The organism is Planotetraspora phitsanulokensis, from assembly GCF_016863295.1.
In the GTDB taxonomy this organism is placed as follows: Bacteria; Actinomycetota; Actinomycetes; order Streptosporangiales; family Streptosporangiaceae; genus Planotetraspora; species Planotetraspora phitsanulokensis.
The window spans coordinates 114,586-128,413 of the sequence record NZ_BOOP01000032.1 but is presented as its reverse complement, the minus strand read 5'-3'; the positions used below and the strand labels follow the sequence as shown (position 1 = coordinate 128,413).

Genomic DNA, 13,828 nt, shown 5'->3' with positions numbered 1-13,828 from the left:
GAAGGAGATCCCAATGACGGGACGATGGTGGGCGCTGGTCGCGGTGGCGCTCGCGACGTTCATGACCTATCTGGACAACAACGTGGTCAACGTGGCGCTCCCGACCATCCAGCGCGACCTCGGGCTGACCATGTCGGGGCTGGAATGGATCGTGAGCGCCTACATCCTGGTGTTCGCGGGCCTGCTGCTCGTCGGCGGACGGCTGGCCGACGTGGTGGGCCTTCGCACGATGTTCTTCACCGGGCTCGCGGTCTTCACGCTCGCCTCCGTGGCGGCCGGGCTCGCCGGCGGCCAGGAGACGCTGATCGCGGCGAGAGCCGCACAGGGTGTGGGGGCCGCGCTGCTCGCGCCGACCTCTCTGGCCCTCCTTCCGGCGATCTTCCCCGATCCGCGTGAGCGCGGAACGGCCGTCGGCATCTGGAGCGCCGTGGGCGCGCTGGCGCTCGCCGTGGGCCCGCTCACCGGCGGTTTCCTGAGCGAGAACGCCCACTGGGGGTGGATCTTCCTCATCAACGCCCCCATCGGCGTCGTCACGGCTGCCATCGGGTTCCGGTCGATCCGGGTGCAGCGCGCCGCGACGGCGCGCACGGGGCTCGACCTGCCGGGTCTCGTCGCCTCCGCGCTGGCCCTGTTCGCCCTGACCTACGCGCTGATCGAGGGGGAGTCGCGCGGCTGGTCGTCGGCGCCCATCCTGGGCTCCTTCGCGGTGGCCGCCGTCGCCGCCGTCGCCTTCCTGATCGTCGAGTCCCGTACGGCCCGGCCGATGATCGACCTCACCCTGTTCCGTGAGCGGATCTTCAGCGGGGGGCTGCTCTCCATGGGCCTGTGGTCGTTCGGCGTCTTCGGCATCTACTTCTTCACCGCGCTCTACCTCCAGAGCGCACTGGGCTTCTCCCCGATCCAGGCCGGCGCGGGCTTCGTGCCGATGGCCCTGCTGATGGCGGTCGTCGCGACCGCCTCACCCCGGATCGCGGACCGCTTCGGCAGCGCCCGCACGGTCGCCGTCGGACTCGCGCTGATGGCCGCGGCGATCGGCGGCCTGTCGAGCGTGGGCGCGGGCGACGGATACCTCAACCTGCTCCCCTGGTTCCTGCTCTACGGAGCCGGCGCCGGGCTGCTCGTCCCGCTGACGAACGTGGTGCTCAGCACGATGCCCACCGCCAGGGCGGGCGTCGCCTCCGGTGTGCTCAATGTCTCACGCGAGGTCTTCGGCCTGCTCGGGATCACGATCCTCGGCGCGATCCTCAGCGCACGCGAGAACGTCGCCACGGGCGCCCCCCTGCAGCGGTTCCTGGACGCCTACCAGTTCACCCTGGTGATCGCCGCCGCCATCGTCCTCGTGGGCGTTCCGGTCAGCCTGTTCGCGCTGCGGCGCAGCCGTACGGCGGCGTCGGCGACGGACGGGAGCGACGGCGAGCCCGCCGCCCTCGAAGTGGTCGCCTGACCCTGTGGACGACCCTGTGCACGACCCTGTGCACGACAATGGGCGGATGCCACGCAGACTGGACCCCGCCCAGGTCCGACAGGCGCTCGACGCCCAGCTCGTCGATCTCGGGCGGCCGCCGTTCGAAGGTCCCGACGACGCCGTCGCCGACACGTGCGTACGGGTGGTCCTCGGGGTCTACAAGGCGGGACTCACCCCGCTCAAGGAGGCCGCCCGCTTCGCCGTACGGCACCTGCTGGAGCGGCTCGCGAGCCGGGCGCCGGGGCGGACGGTGGAGGTCCGGGTGCCGCCCTACGCGGCGGTCCAGTGCGTGGCAGGGCCCAGGCACACGCGCGGAACCCCTCCGAACGTCATCGAGACCGACCCGGCCACCTGGCTGGAGCTCGCCACCGGCGGGCTCTCGTGGTCCGACGCCGTCGCGGCCGGGCGGGTCTCGGCCAGCGGATCACGGGCCGACCTGTCGGAGCATCTCCCCCTGATGTGATCGCTGAGGTGATCGCGCCTGATCAGACCGCGTTCCCGGGCCGGGTGCCGCCCAGCTTCTGCTCCACGCACCGCTGGGCCGCCTCCTGGCTCGGGTAGAGCGAGGGGTCGAAGCACTCGCCGAGGTTCTTGCTGTGGTACCAGCTGTAGAGCAGGATCCCGGCGATCAGGCCCAGCAGCAGCGTGAGCACGCTCAGGCAGAGCCCGATGATCGCCCTGCGCTTGTTGGACTGCTTGACGATCCCGAGGATGCCGACGATGACCCCGGCGATCGCGACGAGCGTCCCGATGCCGCAGACGAGCAGCAACACGAGGCTGATGATGCCGAGGACGAGCGCCGCGGTTCCCAGCCCACCGCCGGGCCCCTGCTCCTGCCACGGGCCTCCGGGTCCACGGCCCTGCCAGCCCCCGCCGCCACCCGGAGGCGGCCACGCGCCGCCTCCGCCGGGAGGCCATCCGCCGCCCGGTGGCGGGCCCTGGGGCGGCTGTCCCGGCCCGTGGCCCCCCGGGGGCTCTCCTCCGCCCGGCTGCCCGGGTCCCGAGGGCTGCCAGGGGCCTCCGCCACCCGGCATCTGCCAGGACGGCCCGCCCGACGCCCCCGGCGTCCCACCGTGCGGCCCCCCGGCCGCGGAGCGGCGGCCCCCCTCTGGATCGGCCCGGTGGTTCTCCGGGGCACCCGGGGTCTGGTCGGGCTCGTCCAGTGTCGCCACAGTAGCTGTCTCCCGCTCAATATCTGGGCATGCCGGAAGCCCTAGGTTTCCGGGAATCGGCATGCCGACCAGGTGCGACACGGCAAAGCGTGGTCGATCGTTCCCTCGCGACTTGGCCACCCGCGTGTTCGAGCAGCATCGGGGCCGACCTAGACTCAAGTACGTGTTGAAGGGCGACGGCCGTCTCGGCCATGACCTCGACCCCAGGGATCGTGCACCTCAGGACGCCTGTGGCGTGTTCGGTGTGTGGGCCCCCGGGGAGGACGTCTCCAAACTCACCTACTACGGCTTGTACGCGCTGCAGCACCGGGGACAGGAGTCCGCGGGCATCGCCGTGAGCGAGGGCAGCCGCATTCTCGTCTACAAGGACATGGGCCTGGTGGCCCAGGTCTTCGACGAGTCGATCCTCGGGACCCTGCGCGGCCACCTGGCCATCGGGCACTGCCGCTACTCCACGACCGGATCGAGCGTCTGGGAGAACGCGCAGCCCACGCTGAGCTCCTCCGAGGGCGGCGGGCTCGCGCTGGCCCACAACGGCAACCTGATCAACACCGCCGAGCTGTCCGCACGGCTCCCCGCGGGCTCGATCAAGGCCACGACCGACACCGAGGTGCTGACCGCCCTGCTGGCGCAGGACGGCTCCCGGCCGGTGGAGGACGTCGCCGCGGAGCTGTTCCCCGAGGTCAAGGGCGCCTACTCCCTCGTGTGGATGAACGAGACCACGCTGTTCGCCGCCCGCGACCCCCAGGGCATCCGTCCCCTGGTGCTCGGCCGGCTGGCGGGCGTGTCCGGCCCCGCAGGGCCCGCGGCCCAGGAGAAGACCGGCTGGGTGGTCGCCTCCGAGACGGCGGCGCTGGACATCGTCGGCGCCTCCTTCGTCCGCGAGATCGAGCCCGGTGAGCTGCTGACGATCGACGAGCGCGGCGTCCGGTCGCGCCGGTTCGCGACCCCCGAGCCCAAGGGCTGCCTGTTCGAGTACGTCTACCTCGCGCGGCCCGACACCACGATCGCCGGGCGCGGCGTGCAGGCCACGCGGGTCGAGGTGGGCCGCGTCCTGGCACAGGAGCACCCCGTCGACGCCGACCTCGTGATCCCGACGCCCGAGTCCGGCACGCCCGCCGCCATCGGGTACGCCGAGCAGAGCGGCATCCCCTACGGCCAGGGCCTGGTGAAGAACTCCTACGTCGGCCGGACGTTCATCCAGCCGTCGCAGACCATCCGGCAGCTCGGCATCCGCCTCAAGCTCAACCCGCTCCGCGAGGTCATCGAGGGCAAGCGGCTGGTCGTCGTCGACGACTCGATCGTCCGCGGCAACACCCAGCGGGCGATCGTCAAGATGCTCCGCGAGGCCGGCGCCGTCGAGGTCCACGTCCGGATCTCCTCGCCTCCGGTGGCCTGGCCGTGCTTCTACGGGATCGACTTCGCCACCAGGGCCGAGCTGATCGCCGGCTCACTCTCAGTGGAGGAGATCCGCACCTCGCTGGGGGCCGACTCCCTCGGCTACATCTCGCTCGAGGGGCTCACGCGGGCGACCACGATCCCCGCCGACCGGCTCTGCCGCGCCTGCTTCAACGGTGAATACCCGATCGCGATCGACCAGGACAGGGTCGGCAAGTACGTCCTGGAGGCTCAGCGATGACGAGTTACGCCGCCGCCGGCGTCGACATCGACGCGGGCGACCGCGCCGTCGAGCTGATGAAGTCGCGGGTGGCCCGCTCGCACCGGCCCGAGGTCGTCCACGACGTCAGCGGGTTCGCGGGGCTCTTCGACGCCTCGGCCTTCCTCCGCTACCGCCGCCCGCTCCTCGCCACCTCGACGGACGGCGTCGGAACCAAGGTCATGCTGGCCCAGCGGCTCGGCAAGCACGACACCATCGGCATCGACCTCGTGGGCATGGTCGTGGACGACCTCGTCGTCTGCGGGGCCGAGCCGCTGTTCATGACCGACTACATCGCCTGCGGCAAGGTCGTCCCCGAGCGCATCGCCGACATCGTCGGCGGCGTCGCCGAGGGGTGCCGCCTCGCGGGTTGCGCCCTCATCGGCGGCGAGACCGCGGAGCACCCGGGCGCGATGGGGCCGGACGAATACGATCTGGCCGGCGCGGGGACCGGCGTCGTCGAGGCGACGGAACTGCTCGGACCCGACCGGGTGAAGCCGGGCGACGTCGTGCTCGCACTGGCGTCGAGCGGAATCCACTCCAACGGATATTCGCTGGTCAGGCACGTCATCGCGAGCGCCGGGCTGGGTCTCGACCAGGAGATCCCCGAGTTGTCGCGGACGCTGGGCGAGGAACTGCTCGAGCCCACCCGCATCTACGCCCTCGACTGCCTGGCCCTCATCCGCGAGACGGAGGTGCACGCCTTCGCCCACATCACCGGCGGAGGCCTGGCGGCCAACCTGGCCCGCTCGCTTCCTCCGACGGCCGACGCGCTGCTGAACCGCGGATCCTGGACCCCTCCGGCGATCTTCGACGTCCTTGCCGGCCACGGCGCCGTTCCGCAGGCCGAGATGGACAAGACGTTCAATCTCGGTGTGGGGATGTGCGCGATCGTCCCGGCCGCGGAGGCAGACAGGGCGACGGCGCTGCTCTCCGAGCGTGGAGTGCCGGCCTGGGTGCTCGGCGAGATCGTCGAAGGCACCGGCGAGGCCCGGTTCGCCTGATCGCGAGCCGACCATGACCGGCATGGCGAAATCACGTCCCGGGCACGTGGCCCGGGGCGCTGCGCCTCACACCAGACAGGACGAAGGCACCCGGCGGGAAGATTCTCCCGCCGGGTGTCTCACCTGGCATTCAGAGCGGGATCAACGGCGGCCGGAGCGGCCGTTGTCGCCGTCATCCTCGTCGCCGTCGACGTCCGCGTAATCGGCATAGCGATCAGCCAGCTCGTCGTAAGGGTCATGCTCGTCACTGCGGCCGGAATCGTCCTCATCCACGACTCCGAGCTCCGCGCGCAGGCGCTCAAGATCCGTGCCGCCGCTGTTGTACTTCAGCTGGCGGGCGACCTTGACCTGCTTGGCCTTGGCTCGGCCGCGCCCCATTGGCTCGACCCCCTCATGCGGGGTCGTGCCCGACCCCTCGTCGCTAACGCACCGCGCACCGACGCCACCTGACTTCAGGCGCCAGTCTCTCGTTCGCCTATTACCGTACCTGTTTTACGCGCTGCTCGGTACGTCGTACGGACGTCGCCGGTCAGCGGCGGAGCCAAATGCCCCTCAGACGTCCTATTTCGGACATTCTGCGCTCCGCCAGCCTATCCGCTGCCGCGCTCGGAGGGACGCCTTCCTCCTCAGCCAACTTAAAGATCTTCGATGTGGTGTCGAAGATCCGCGCCGCCCTGGCACGCGCCCGGGCCATGTTGAAGCCCTCGATCTCGTCGGCGACCTGGATGACCCCTCCGGAGTTCACCACGTAGTCGGGGGCGTAGGCGATTCCACGCTCGGCGAGCTGCTTGTCCACGCCGGGGTGGGCGAGCTGGTTGTTCGCGCCGCCGCACACGATCTTGGCGTTGAGCCTGATCACGGCAGCGTCGTCCAGGGCGCCGCCGAGGGCGCAGGGGGCATAGACGTCGATGTCGGCCGAGGAGAGCGCGACGGCGTCCGCCACGACGTGGACCGAGGGGTGGCGCTGCCGTACGCGATCGACGGCGCTGTCGTTCACGTCACAGATCACGACTTCGGCGCCTTCGTCGATCAGGTGATCGACGAGCCGGTGACCCACCTTGCCGACACCCTCGACGCCGACACGCCTGCCCTTCAGCGACGGCGTGCCGTACACGTGCTCGGCCGCGGCGCGCATGCCCTGGAAGACGCCGAAAGCGGTGAGGATCGAGGAGTCTCCCGCGCCTCCGTGCTCTTCGGTCCGCCCGGTGACGTAGGAGGTCTCCCTGGCGACGACGTCCATGTCCTCGCTGTAGGTGCCCACGTCACAGGCGGTGTAGTAGCGGCCGCCGAGCGACTCGATGAACCGCCCGTAGGCCCGCAGCAGCGCCTCGCTCTTGTCCTTCGACGGGTCGCCGATGATCACTGCCTTGGCGCCGCCGAGGTCGAGCCCGGCGAGGGAGTTCTTGTACGCCATGGCGCGTGAGAGATTGAGCACATCGGCCAGGGCGGCCTGCTCATTGCCGTAGGGATAGAACCGGGTACCCCCCAGTCCCGGCCCGAGGGCGGTGCTGTAGATCGCGATGATCGCGTGCAGACCGCTGCGTTCGTCTGAGCAGAACACGACCTGCTCATGCTTACCTGAGTGGACGACCGGGCTGGGGTCCTTTTGAGAAAGCCCGAAGACGTCAGTCACGGTGGTGACTCCTGATCGCCTATGTACGCCGCCTCGTTGCGGCGATTCCTTCCCAGCTTAGCGACGCCATTGCAAAGTGATCATGGAAAATCAGGACAGTGCGCCACATCTCCGCGTCGGCGTGGCACGATTCTCGTGTGCTCCCCTACGCCGCCTACCTCCGTGTGTACGAACCGTTGACGGCCTTCGCCCCACGAGACCAGGAGATGTGGACCGGTTACGCCGAATCCCGGGACCGGCCGCGCAGGGCTCACGCACTGGAAGTCGAGCACGGGGAGTCCGTCCGGAGGCTCATGTTCGTGCCGCCGATGCCGGCTCCCGAGCAGGAGAGCGCCAACGCGTACCTCCGCCGCCTGGGCGACACCCTCTACGTCTGCCCGTGGCAGAGCAGGCTGCGGTCCTGGCTGGCGTTCACCACGTTCCGGGGCAGCATGTCGATCAAGCTGTCGGACCGGTTCGTCCCCCAGAACGTCGCCGAGCGGACGGCGGACGCCTTCGACCGGTTCAAGCGGTACGAGCACTCGCTGAGGACCCACATCCGGACGAGCACCTGGCACGTCCCGACCTCGTGGTTCGTGCCGTTCGACTCGGCCGAGCGCTGGCTGGTCCTCGGTGCGGAGCAGGGCGAGAGCCCGGAGCCGGCCGTGCAGACGACGACGGCGCCGCCACGGAACATGCTCTACGTGACGTCGATGGCCCAGGCCCGGCGCAGGGTCGCCAGGGCGCTGGTCGTGATCCGCAGGCATGTCGGCCAGGTCACCACGCTCGGCGAGGTGGAGGAGGTCGGCCGGTGGCTCGAGGAGTTCCACCCGCACTCGCTCGTGGAACTCGACTACGGCGGCCTCGTCCATCTCATGGACGACGAGACCCTGCAGAACGACCAGTCCGTCGCCGAGGTGGCCACAGCCCTCGGCGGTTTGGACAACGGTCAGGAAGAACTTGCCTTCGCGATGTATCAGCGGGTCATAGTCCGCTGGAGATCAGTTCAAGCCCTTCAATTCGCAAACTGACGGTAAAGACAGGTCTGTGACCTGCCAAATCAGGTCACGGAACCTTCGATCTCACATCTACGAACTGAGTAGTTTGCCGTTTTCACTGCGATACCACGAAACGTGTCGCTAGAATCACCGAGCGTGACAACAACGCGTGGTCGAGACGTTGCGCCCAGAGGGCTCGCCAATCGCACTACGTGCCTGTATGGTCACATCGGGTGATGCCGCAAATGATCCTAGAAACCGCACCTTATGGATCTTTGGGGGACATCCGTGACAAGCGCACAAAAGTCGCAGGATCGCTGTCGCCGGTCCACACGGAGGAGAGGCCGCACAAATGTCAGCTCGTACACCCGAGGCCGAGCCATTGCTCACCCCGGCGGAGGTCGCAACCATGTTCCGCGTCGACCCCAAGACCGTGACCCGGTGGGCGAAGGCGGGCAAGTTGACATCCATCCGCACGCTCGGCGGACACCGGCGCTACCGGGAGACCGAGGTCCGGGCGCTGCTCGCGGGGATACCGCAGCAGCGTTCCGAGTAGGCCACCCGGGCATCGCCGAAGCAGGGGGGAAGAAAGGACGCGCTCGCGTCACAGATGTGAGCGCGTCGACCACACGCCCCGTGGCCACCATGGGTCACGGGAAGGTGTGGGTGGGCGCCGCCCGCCCGGCGCCTCCCCGGCACACAACCCGCCGATCGGCCCCACCCGTCACCGGTCGGGCCGCCGCCCCGGATGTTCGAGTAGATGTTCCGCGTCGCGGTCATGACGTGCCGCCACCTCGAGCAGGGCGACCAAGTGGTCCATGAGGAGTCGTTCCAGCTCGGGCCGGTCGATGTCCCGATGCTCGAGCCAGTCGAGCCCCGCCGTCTCCACTGACGCGATCCACGATCTCAGGGTGATCCGGAGCACGGGACCGGGCACGCCCACGTGAAGCCGGTTCATGACGAGCCGGAAGAGGCGTTGCCGTACCCCGTCGACGATCTCGCCGATCTCCCCCGCCCGGTTCGCCGGGCCACCTCTGAGCAGCGCCGCGAAGCCCGCCGCATGCTCTTCCACGAAGTCGAAGTACCGCGCCAGTCCACGCGACAACTCGTCGAGAGGGCTCCCGCCTTCCTGTGGTCTGAGCCGGGCCTCGAGTTCCGCCGCCGCACTGCGAAGCGCCGCCACATAGAGCTCCTGCTTGCCGCCGAAGTAGTGATAGACGAGCGCTCGAGAGGCTCCCGCCGCCGCGGCGACGTCGTCTATCGAGACATCTTCGGCGTCATGCCTGCTGAACAGTTCCAGCGCGGCAGCGATCAGTTCCTCGCGCCTGCGGTCGACGGTGAGCCGGCGCCGCGCGGGGCGCGCTCCGGCCCCCCGCTCGGGGTCGTCTCCGGCCTGGGATGTGGCACCCACAGATCGCACACTATCGGGTCATCCCGGCATCACGACGCTAGTTGATCAAGATGCGATGTGGAAGGATCCATAATTTCCTCCGTCAGACGTTCGCGCTGGCCACAGGCTCGTCAAGGGCGTGAGAGCGCTCTTTGGGGCATGCGAACAGACCGGAAAGAAGCAACACAACTGTGAGCGGCCCGTACCCTACGGGCAACTCGATCGTTTGTTGTGTCAGGTGCACGTCCACGCATCGTGGGGAGAACCATGTCAGGACCGTCCATGCAGACCACTGCCCGGAACGACGTCGCGGGTTCGCTGCCCGACGGTGGCCTGGACGTCGGGTTCAGTCCGCGGCCACGACCGACGATCCGCAACGTGGCCGAGCGTGCCGGCGTCTCGAAGTCGCTGGTTTCCCTCGTGCTCAGAGGTTCGTCACACGTCAGCGAGCATCGCCGGGAGGCGGTCCTGCAGGCCGCCAGAGAGCTCGGCTATCGGCCCAACGCCGTGGCCCGCAGCCTGGTCGAGGGCCGGACCCACCTCGTGGGAGCCCTCGTGGCCGATCTCCACAACCCTTTCTACGCCGAGTTCCTCGACGGTCTCCAGGAGAGCCTGCACGGGGACGGCCTCCGCCTGCTGATCGGCAGCGGGCGCTGGGATCCCGCATTCGAGGACGAGGCCGTGGAGGCCTTCCTCGAACTCCGGGTCGACGGTCTCGTGCTGCTGGGCGTCGCCCCCTCGAGTTCGACGCTCGCCGAGGCCTCCGCGTACACGCCCACGGTCGTGATCGGCGAGCGCGACGTCTCGCTCGGCGGCGTCGACATCGTCGTGGACGACGACCAGTTAGGCGCCCGCCTCGCGATCGACCACCTGGTCGAACTCGGTCACCGGCGCATCGCCCACATCGAGGGCACTCCTTCCTCCGCGGCGCGGTACCGCTGCGAGGGTTACCTGGTGGCCATGCGCCGCCACTCACTCGCGCCGTACATCATGGTCGAGCACGGGGACTTCACCGAGGAGGGCGGGCGCCGCGCCGCGCTCGCGCTGCTGGCGCGCGAACCACGCCCGACCGCCATATTCGCGGCCAACGACATCGTGGCCATGGGCGTCCTGACCGCGGCGAGCGAGCTGGGCCTGCGCGTCCCCGAGGACCTGTCCGTCGTCGGCTACGACAACACCCACCTCGCGGCGGTCAACCACATCTCGCTGACCAGCGTCGACCAGCCCCGCAAGGCCATGGGCCGTTCGGCCGCCGCTCTGCTCAGCGACCGCATCACCGAGCCGGGCAAGGCCGCCCGCCTCCGCCAGGTGACCCCCCAGCTGATCGTGCGCCGAAGCACCTGCCCCGTTCCAAGCGACTCCCAAAGCTAGGTCAACCGCCGACGTGTCGCATCGCGGACGGTGTTGACTCCCACTGTGACGCCGACCCCCGGCGGGTCGCAGACATCGGGGGGACCCGCCAGGTCGGCGACCATTTCCACGATCATCGGGGGGATTCATGCGTGATCCGGAGTTGGTCTCCTGCGCCCAGCGGGCGGCGGGAGAGCTCGAGCGGGCGTGGGCCTACTGGCGGGAGACGCGGGGACTGCACGGCGAGGACATCGCCGAGTCCGTGGCGAGCTACGTCGCCCATTCGATCGACCATCCGTGGGGCCGGCCGCGAGTGGTGCTGGGGCTCGACGCGGAAGATGCCCGCGAGTTGGCCGCCCTCTTGCACAGGCAAGAGATACCGGAGCCTGCTTGGGAGACTCGTTTCACGGCATAACGGTCTGATTACGCCCCTTCTACACGTAGGTTAGGAAGCGACAGACCTCGTGAAGGGATCTTGCCGTGACCAGTCGACTACTCGTCGCCGCAGCTCTCGCCCTGGCCGGACTGGGAGCCGCCTCCTGCGGCGGCGCGGCGGGTTCGGGCACGGCCAAGGCCGCCACGGAGCCGGTGGCCGCGACGTCCCAGGTCACGGGGGTGACCAAGCAGAACGCGGCCCCGGCCGCGGTCCCGTCCTCCAAGGCCCCGCTCAGCAAGAAGAAAACGCCTCTCCCTCTCTCCGGCAAGGTCATCGTGATCGACCCCGGCCACAACGGGGGCAACTTCAAGCATCCCGAGATCATCAACAAGCAGGTGAACGTCCTCACCCAGTGGAAGGCCTGTGACACCACGGGGACGTCGACCAACGACGGGTACTCCGAGGCCGCGTTCACCTGGGACGTCTCGAACCGGCTGGCCAAGATTCTCAAGGCCAAGGGCGCCACGGTGAAGCTCACCCGCAAGAACAACACCGGTGCTGGGCCGTGTATCACGCAGAGGGCCGCGATCGGCAACCAGGCGAAGGCCAACGCCGCGATCTCCATCCATGGGGACGGCGCCCCGGCGAGCGCGCACGGCTTCCACGTGATCATGCCGCAGAAGATCCACGGCCCGGTCGACCCGGTCGTGGGCACCTCCCAGAAGCTCGGCATCGCGGTCAGGAACGCGTTCCACTCGGGGACGGGCCTGCCGTACTCGACCTACATCGGCAAGAACGCGCTCGACTACCGTAAGGACCTCGGCGGCCTCAACCTTTCGACCGTTCCCAAGGTCTTCATCGAGTGCGGGAACATGCGCAACGCGAGCGAGGCGGCCAAGTTCAAGAACGCCAAGTTCCGGCAGCGCATCGCCGAATCCCTCGCCAAAGGCCTCCAGAACTACCTCACCTGAGCCTCTCTTCCCCGGCACCTCGGCGTGATCATGCACAGATTCGTGGATGTGCGCCGTGACCTGCGCATTCTCCAGTCGTGATCATGCGCGGATTCGTCCGCACGCGCTCTGACCTGGCGCTTTCCTCGGCGTGATCATGCAGGGAGCGGTGCGAAGTCAATCCGGGTCGTTTGGCATGATTCGGCGTATGGATTACCTGCTTCCCCGCCCCAAGCTGGTCGAAAAGGCGCCGGGATCGTTCGAGCTCGCGCCGGGCGCCGGCGTCTCCGGTCCCGCCCATCTCGTCGACTCCGTACGGACGGCCCTGGCCGTACTGGACCTGCGACGGGCCGAGACGGCGGCGGTGCGGGTGGAGCAGGACCCCGAGCTGGGGGACGAGGCCTACCGGGTCACCGTCACGACGGAATCGGTGCTGATCGTCGCGGGCGGTCCGGCGGGCGCCTTCTACGCAGGGCAGACGCTGAGGCAGCTTCTGCCCGCCGACGCGTTCCGGTCGGCGCGGTTGCCCGGAACCGTGTGGACGCTGCCCGCAGGCCGCATCGAGGATGCTCCCGGCTTCTCCTGGCGAGGCGCCCACATGGACGTCTCCCGGCATTTCCTGCCCAAGCGGGACGTGCTGCGGATGATCGACCTGCTGGCGCTCCACAAGCTGAACCGGCTCCATCTCCACCTGGTCGACGACCAGGGGTGGCGGGTCGAGAGCCGGGCGTTCCCGCTGCTGCACGAGGTCGGGTCCCACCGGGCGCAGACCACGACCAGCCCCTTCGGCGAGGAGTCCACCTTCGACGGACTGCCACACGGCGGGTACTACACGCTGACCGACCTGGCGGAGATCTCCGCCTACGCGCGGGCGCGGGCGGTCACGATCGTCCCCGAGATCGACGTGCCGGGCCACGCGTCGGCGATCCTGGCCGCCTATCCGTCCCTTGGCGCCAAGCCCGGCGAACCGTACGACGTCCTTGACCGCTGGGGCGTCTCGCCGGCGATCCTGTCGCCCCTGCCCGCCACCGTCGAGTTCCTGGCCACGGTGTTCGACGAGATCATCGGCGCGCTGGGCTCGGTGCCGTACTTCCACATCGGCGGGGACGAGTGCGTGCTGGACGACTGGGAGGCGTCCCAAGAGATCCGCGCGTACCAGGCGGAACTCGGCCTGGAGACGCCCGGCGACCTGCACGCCTGGTTCCTGAGGCGGCTCGCGGACGTGCTGGCCGAGCGCGGCAGCCGTGCCGTCGTGTGGGATGAGGCGTTCGTCAGCGGCATGTTGCGGCAGGACACGATCGTCATGCCATGGCGCGGCGAGGGCGTCGGCCGCCGCGCGGCGAGCGCGGGGCACGACGTGGTCGCCACGCCCGTCTTTCCGATGTACTTCGACTACGCCGAAGCCGCCTCTGAGGAGGAGCCCGTGGCGATCGGCGACACGGTCACCGTCGAGGACGTCGCCGAGTTCGCCCCGGCACCCGCCGAGTGGACGCCGGACGAGCGTGGCCGGGTGCTCGGTGCGCAGTTCCAGCTGTGGAGCGAGCGCATTCCCGACAGCCGCACGCTGGACTATCGCGCGTGGCCCCGCGGTTGCGCCGCCGCCGAGATCACCTGGACCGGTGGGCCTGCCGTACACGCGGAGTTCCTGCAGCGACTCGACGCCCATCTCGTACGGCTGGACGCCGCCGGGGTGGAGTATCGGCCCCTGGCCGGCCCTCGTCCGTGGCAGCGAGGCGGGACGGGCTGGCGCCGGCATCGGCCGGGGGTCGTGCTCGTGCACGAGGTGATGAGCCACCTCGACGAGATGACGCACTCGGCCGAGTCCACCCGGCCCAGCATGTGACCTGTACGTGC

14 protein-coding genes are annotated in these 13,828 nt (G+C 69.3%); 10 read left to right on the top strand and 4 right to left on the bottom strand.

The window, feature by feature from the left end; translation table 11 throughout:
- The first annotated feature begins 13 nt into the window (after nt 1–13).
- Nucleotides 14–1,444, top strand: a complete 1,431-nt coding sequence (locus tag Pph01_RS31940) for an MFS transporter (RefSeq protein WP_239117164.1) — start codon at nt 14–16, stop codon at nt 1,442–1,444.
- Nucleotides 1,445–1,490: 46 nt separating this feature from the next.
- Nucleotides 1,491–1,928 (top strand): sterol carrier family protein, encoded by a 438-nt coding sequence (locus Pph01_RS31935; RefSeq protein ID WP_204076901.1) that lies wholly within the window; start codon nt 1,491–1,493, stop codon nt 1,926–1,928.
- Nucleotides 1,929–1,950: 22 nt separating this feature from the next.
- Here Pph01_RS31935 and Pph01_RS31930 read toward each other — a convergent pair whose 3' ends face one another.
- A complete protein-coding gene (locus Pph01_RS31930; RefSeq protein ID WP_204076900.1) occupies nt 1,951–2,637 on the bottom strand; it encodes a hypothetical protein in 687 nt (228 codons plus the stop codon).
- A 163-nt stretch (nt 2,638–2,800) separates the two neighbouring features.
- Here Pph01_RS31930 and purF point away from each other — a divergent pair, with 163 nt between their 5' ends.
- Together purF and purM are read left to right on the top strand one after the other, a co-directional pair.
- The gene (gene purF, locus Pph01_RS31925) at nt 2,801–4,276 is read left to right on the top strand and encodes an amidophosphoribosyltransferase (protein WP_204076899.1); all 1,476 of its coding nucleotides are present in this window, start codon (nt 2,801–2,803) and stop codon (nt 4,274–4,276) included.
- The gene (gene purM / locus Pph01_RS31920) at nt 4,273–5,298 is read left to right on the top strand and encodes a phosphoribosylformylglycinamidine cyclo-ligase (RefSeq protein WP_204076898.1); all 1,026 of its coding nucleotides are present in this window, start codon (nt 4,273–4,275) and stop codon (nt 5,296–5,298) included. The genes purF and purM overlap by 4 nt, the downstream gene beginning before the upstream one ends.
- Before the next feature lie 141 nt (nt 5,299–5,439).
- Here the strand turns inward: purM and Pph01_RS31915 are convergent, their stop codons facing one another.
- Together Pph01_RS31915 and Pph01_RS31910 are read right to left on the bottom strand one after the other, a co-directional pair.
- Nucleotides 5,440–5,676 carry a DUF3073 domain-containing protein gene (locus Pph01_RS31915; protein WP_204076897.1) on the bottom strand — a complete coding sequence of 79 codons (237 nt, stop codon included), beginning with the start codon at nt 5,674–5,676 and terminating at the stop codon, nt 5,440–5,442.
- A gap of 151 nt (nt 5,677–5,827) precedes the next feature.
- Nucleotides 5,828–6,931, bottom strand: a complete 1,104-nt coding sequence (locus Pph01_RS31910; RefSeq protein ID WP_204076896.1) for a Glu/Leu/Phe/Val family dehydrogenase — start codon at nt 6,929–6,931, stop codon at nt 5,828–5,830.
- 137 nt (nt 6,932–7,068) lie between these two features.
- Between Pph01_RS31910 and Pph01_RS31905 the strand changes: the two genes are divergently transcribed.
- On the top strand, nt 7,069–7,941 hold the full coding sequence (locus tag Pph01_RS31905; RefSeq protein WP_204076895.1) for a DUF8083 family protein: 873 nt from the start codon (nt 7,069–7,071) through the stop codon (nt 7,939–7,941).
- Between the two features lie 319 nt (nt 7,942–8,260).
- Nucleotides 8,261–8,464, top strand: a complete 204-nt coding sequence (bldC, locus tag Pph01_RS31900; RefSeq protein WP_013133571.1) for a developmental transcriptional regulator BldC — start codon at nt 8,261–8,263, stop codon at nt 8,462–8,464.
- Between the two features lie 168 nt (nt 8,465–8,632).
- Here bldC and Pph01_RS31895 read toward each other — a convergent pair whose 3' ends face one another.
- The gene (locus tag Pph01_RS31895) at nt 8,633–9,319 is read right to left on the bottom strand and encodes a TetR/AcrR family transcriptional regulator (RefSeq protein ID WP_239117163.1); all 687 of its coding nucleotides are present in this window, start codon (nt 9,317–9,319) and stop codon (nt 8,633–8,635) included.
- A gap of 246 nt (nt 9,320–9,565) precedes the next feature.
- Between Pph01_RS31895 and Pph01_RS31890 the strand changes: the two genes are divergently transcribed.
- The 4 genes from Pph01_RS31890 to Pph01_RS31875 all read left to right on the top strand — a co-directional run bounded on the left by Pph01_RS31890 (nt 9,566) and on the right by Pph01_RS31875 (nt 13,817).
- A complete protein-coding gene (locus Pph01_RS31890; RefSeq protein ID WP_373315695.1) occupies nt 9,566–10,669 on the top strand; it encodes a LacI family DNA-binding transcriptional regulator in 1,104 nt (367 codons plus the stop codon).
- A gap of 127 nt (nt 10,670–10,796) precedes the next feature.
- Nucleotides 10,797–11,063 (top strand): hypothetical protein, encoded by a 267-nt coding sequence (locus tag Pph01_RS31885; RefSeq protein ID WP_204076893.1) that lies wholly within the window; start codon nt 10,797–10,799, stop codon nt 11,061–11,063.
- 65 nt (nt 11,064–11,128) lie between these two features.
- Nucleotides 11,129–11,995 carry an N-acetylmuramoyl-L-alanine amidase gene (locus Pph01_RS31880; protein ID WP_204076892.1) on the top strand — a complete coding sequence of 289 codons (867 nt, stop codon included), beginning with the start codon at nt 11,129–11,131 and terminating at the stop codon, nt 11,993–11,995.
- A 187-nt stretch (nt 11,996–12,182) separates the two neighbouring features.
- The gene (locus Pph01_RS31875; protein ID WP_204076891.1) at nt 12,183–13,817 is read left to right on the top strand and encodes a beta-N-acetylhexosaminidase; all 1,635 of its coding nucleotides are present in this window, start codon (nt 12,183–12,185) and stop codon (nt 13,815–13,817) included.
- The last annotated feature ends 11 nt before the right edge of the window (nt 13,818–13,828 follow it).

What these genes read in the sequence shown, in the direction of transcription:
- Pph01_RS31875 (WP_204076891.1), top strand. Translation starts at nt 12,183, where the DNA reads ATGGATTACCTGCTTCCCCGCCCCAAGCTGGTCGAAAAGGCGCCGGGA.
- Pph01_RS31915 (WP_204076897.1), bottom strand. Translation starts at nt 5,676, where the DNA reads ATGGGGCGCGGCCGAGCCAAGGCCAAGCAGGTCAAGGTCGCCCGCCAG.
- bldC (WP_013133571.1), top strand. Translation starts at nt 8,261, where the DNA reads ATGTCAGCTCGTACACCCGAGGCCGAGCCATTGCTCACCCCGGCGGAG.
- Pph01_RS31885 (WP_204076893.1), top strand. Translation starts at nt 10,797, where the DNA reads ATGCGTGATCCGGAGTTGGTCTCCTGCGCCCAGCGGGCGGCGGGAGAG.
- Pph01_RS31940 (WP_239117164.1), top strand. Translation starts at nt 14, where the DNA reads ATGACGGGACGATGGTGGGCGCTGGTCGCGGTGGCGCTCGCGACGTTC.
- Pph01_RS31890 (WP_373315695.1), top strand. Translation starts at nt 9,566, where the DNA reads ATGTCAGGACCGTCCATGCAGACCACTGCCCGGAACGACGTCGCGGGT.
- purM (WP_204076898.1), top strand. Translation starts at nt 4,273, where the DNA reads ATGACGAGTTACGCCGCCGCCGGCGTCGACATCGACGCGGGCGACCGC.
- Pph01_RS31935 (WP_204076901.1), top strand. Translation starts at nt 1,491, where the DNA reads ATGCCACGCAGACTGGACCCCGCCCAGGTCCGACAGGCGCTCGACGCC.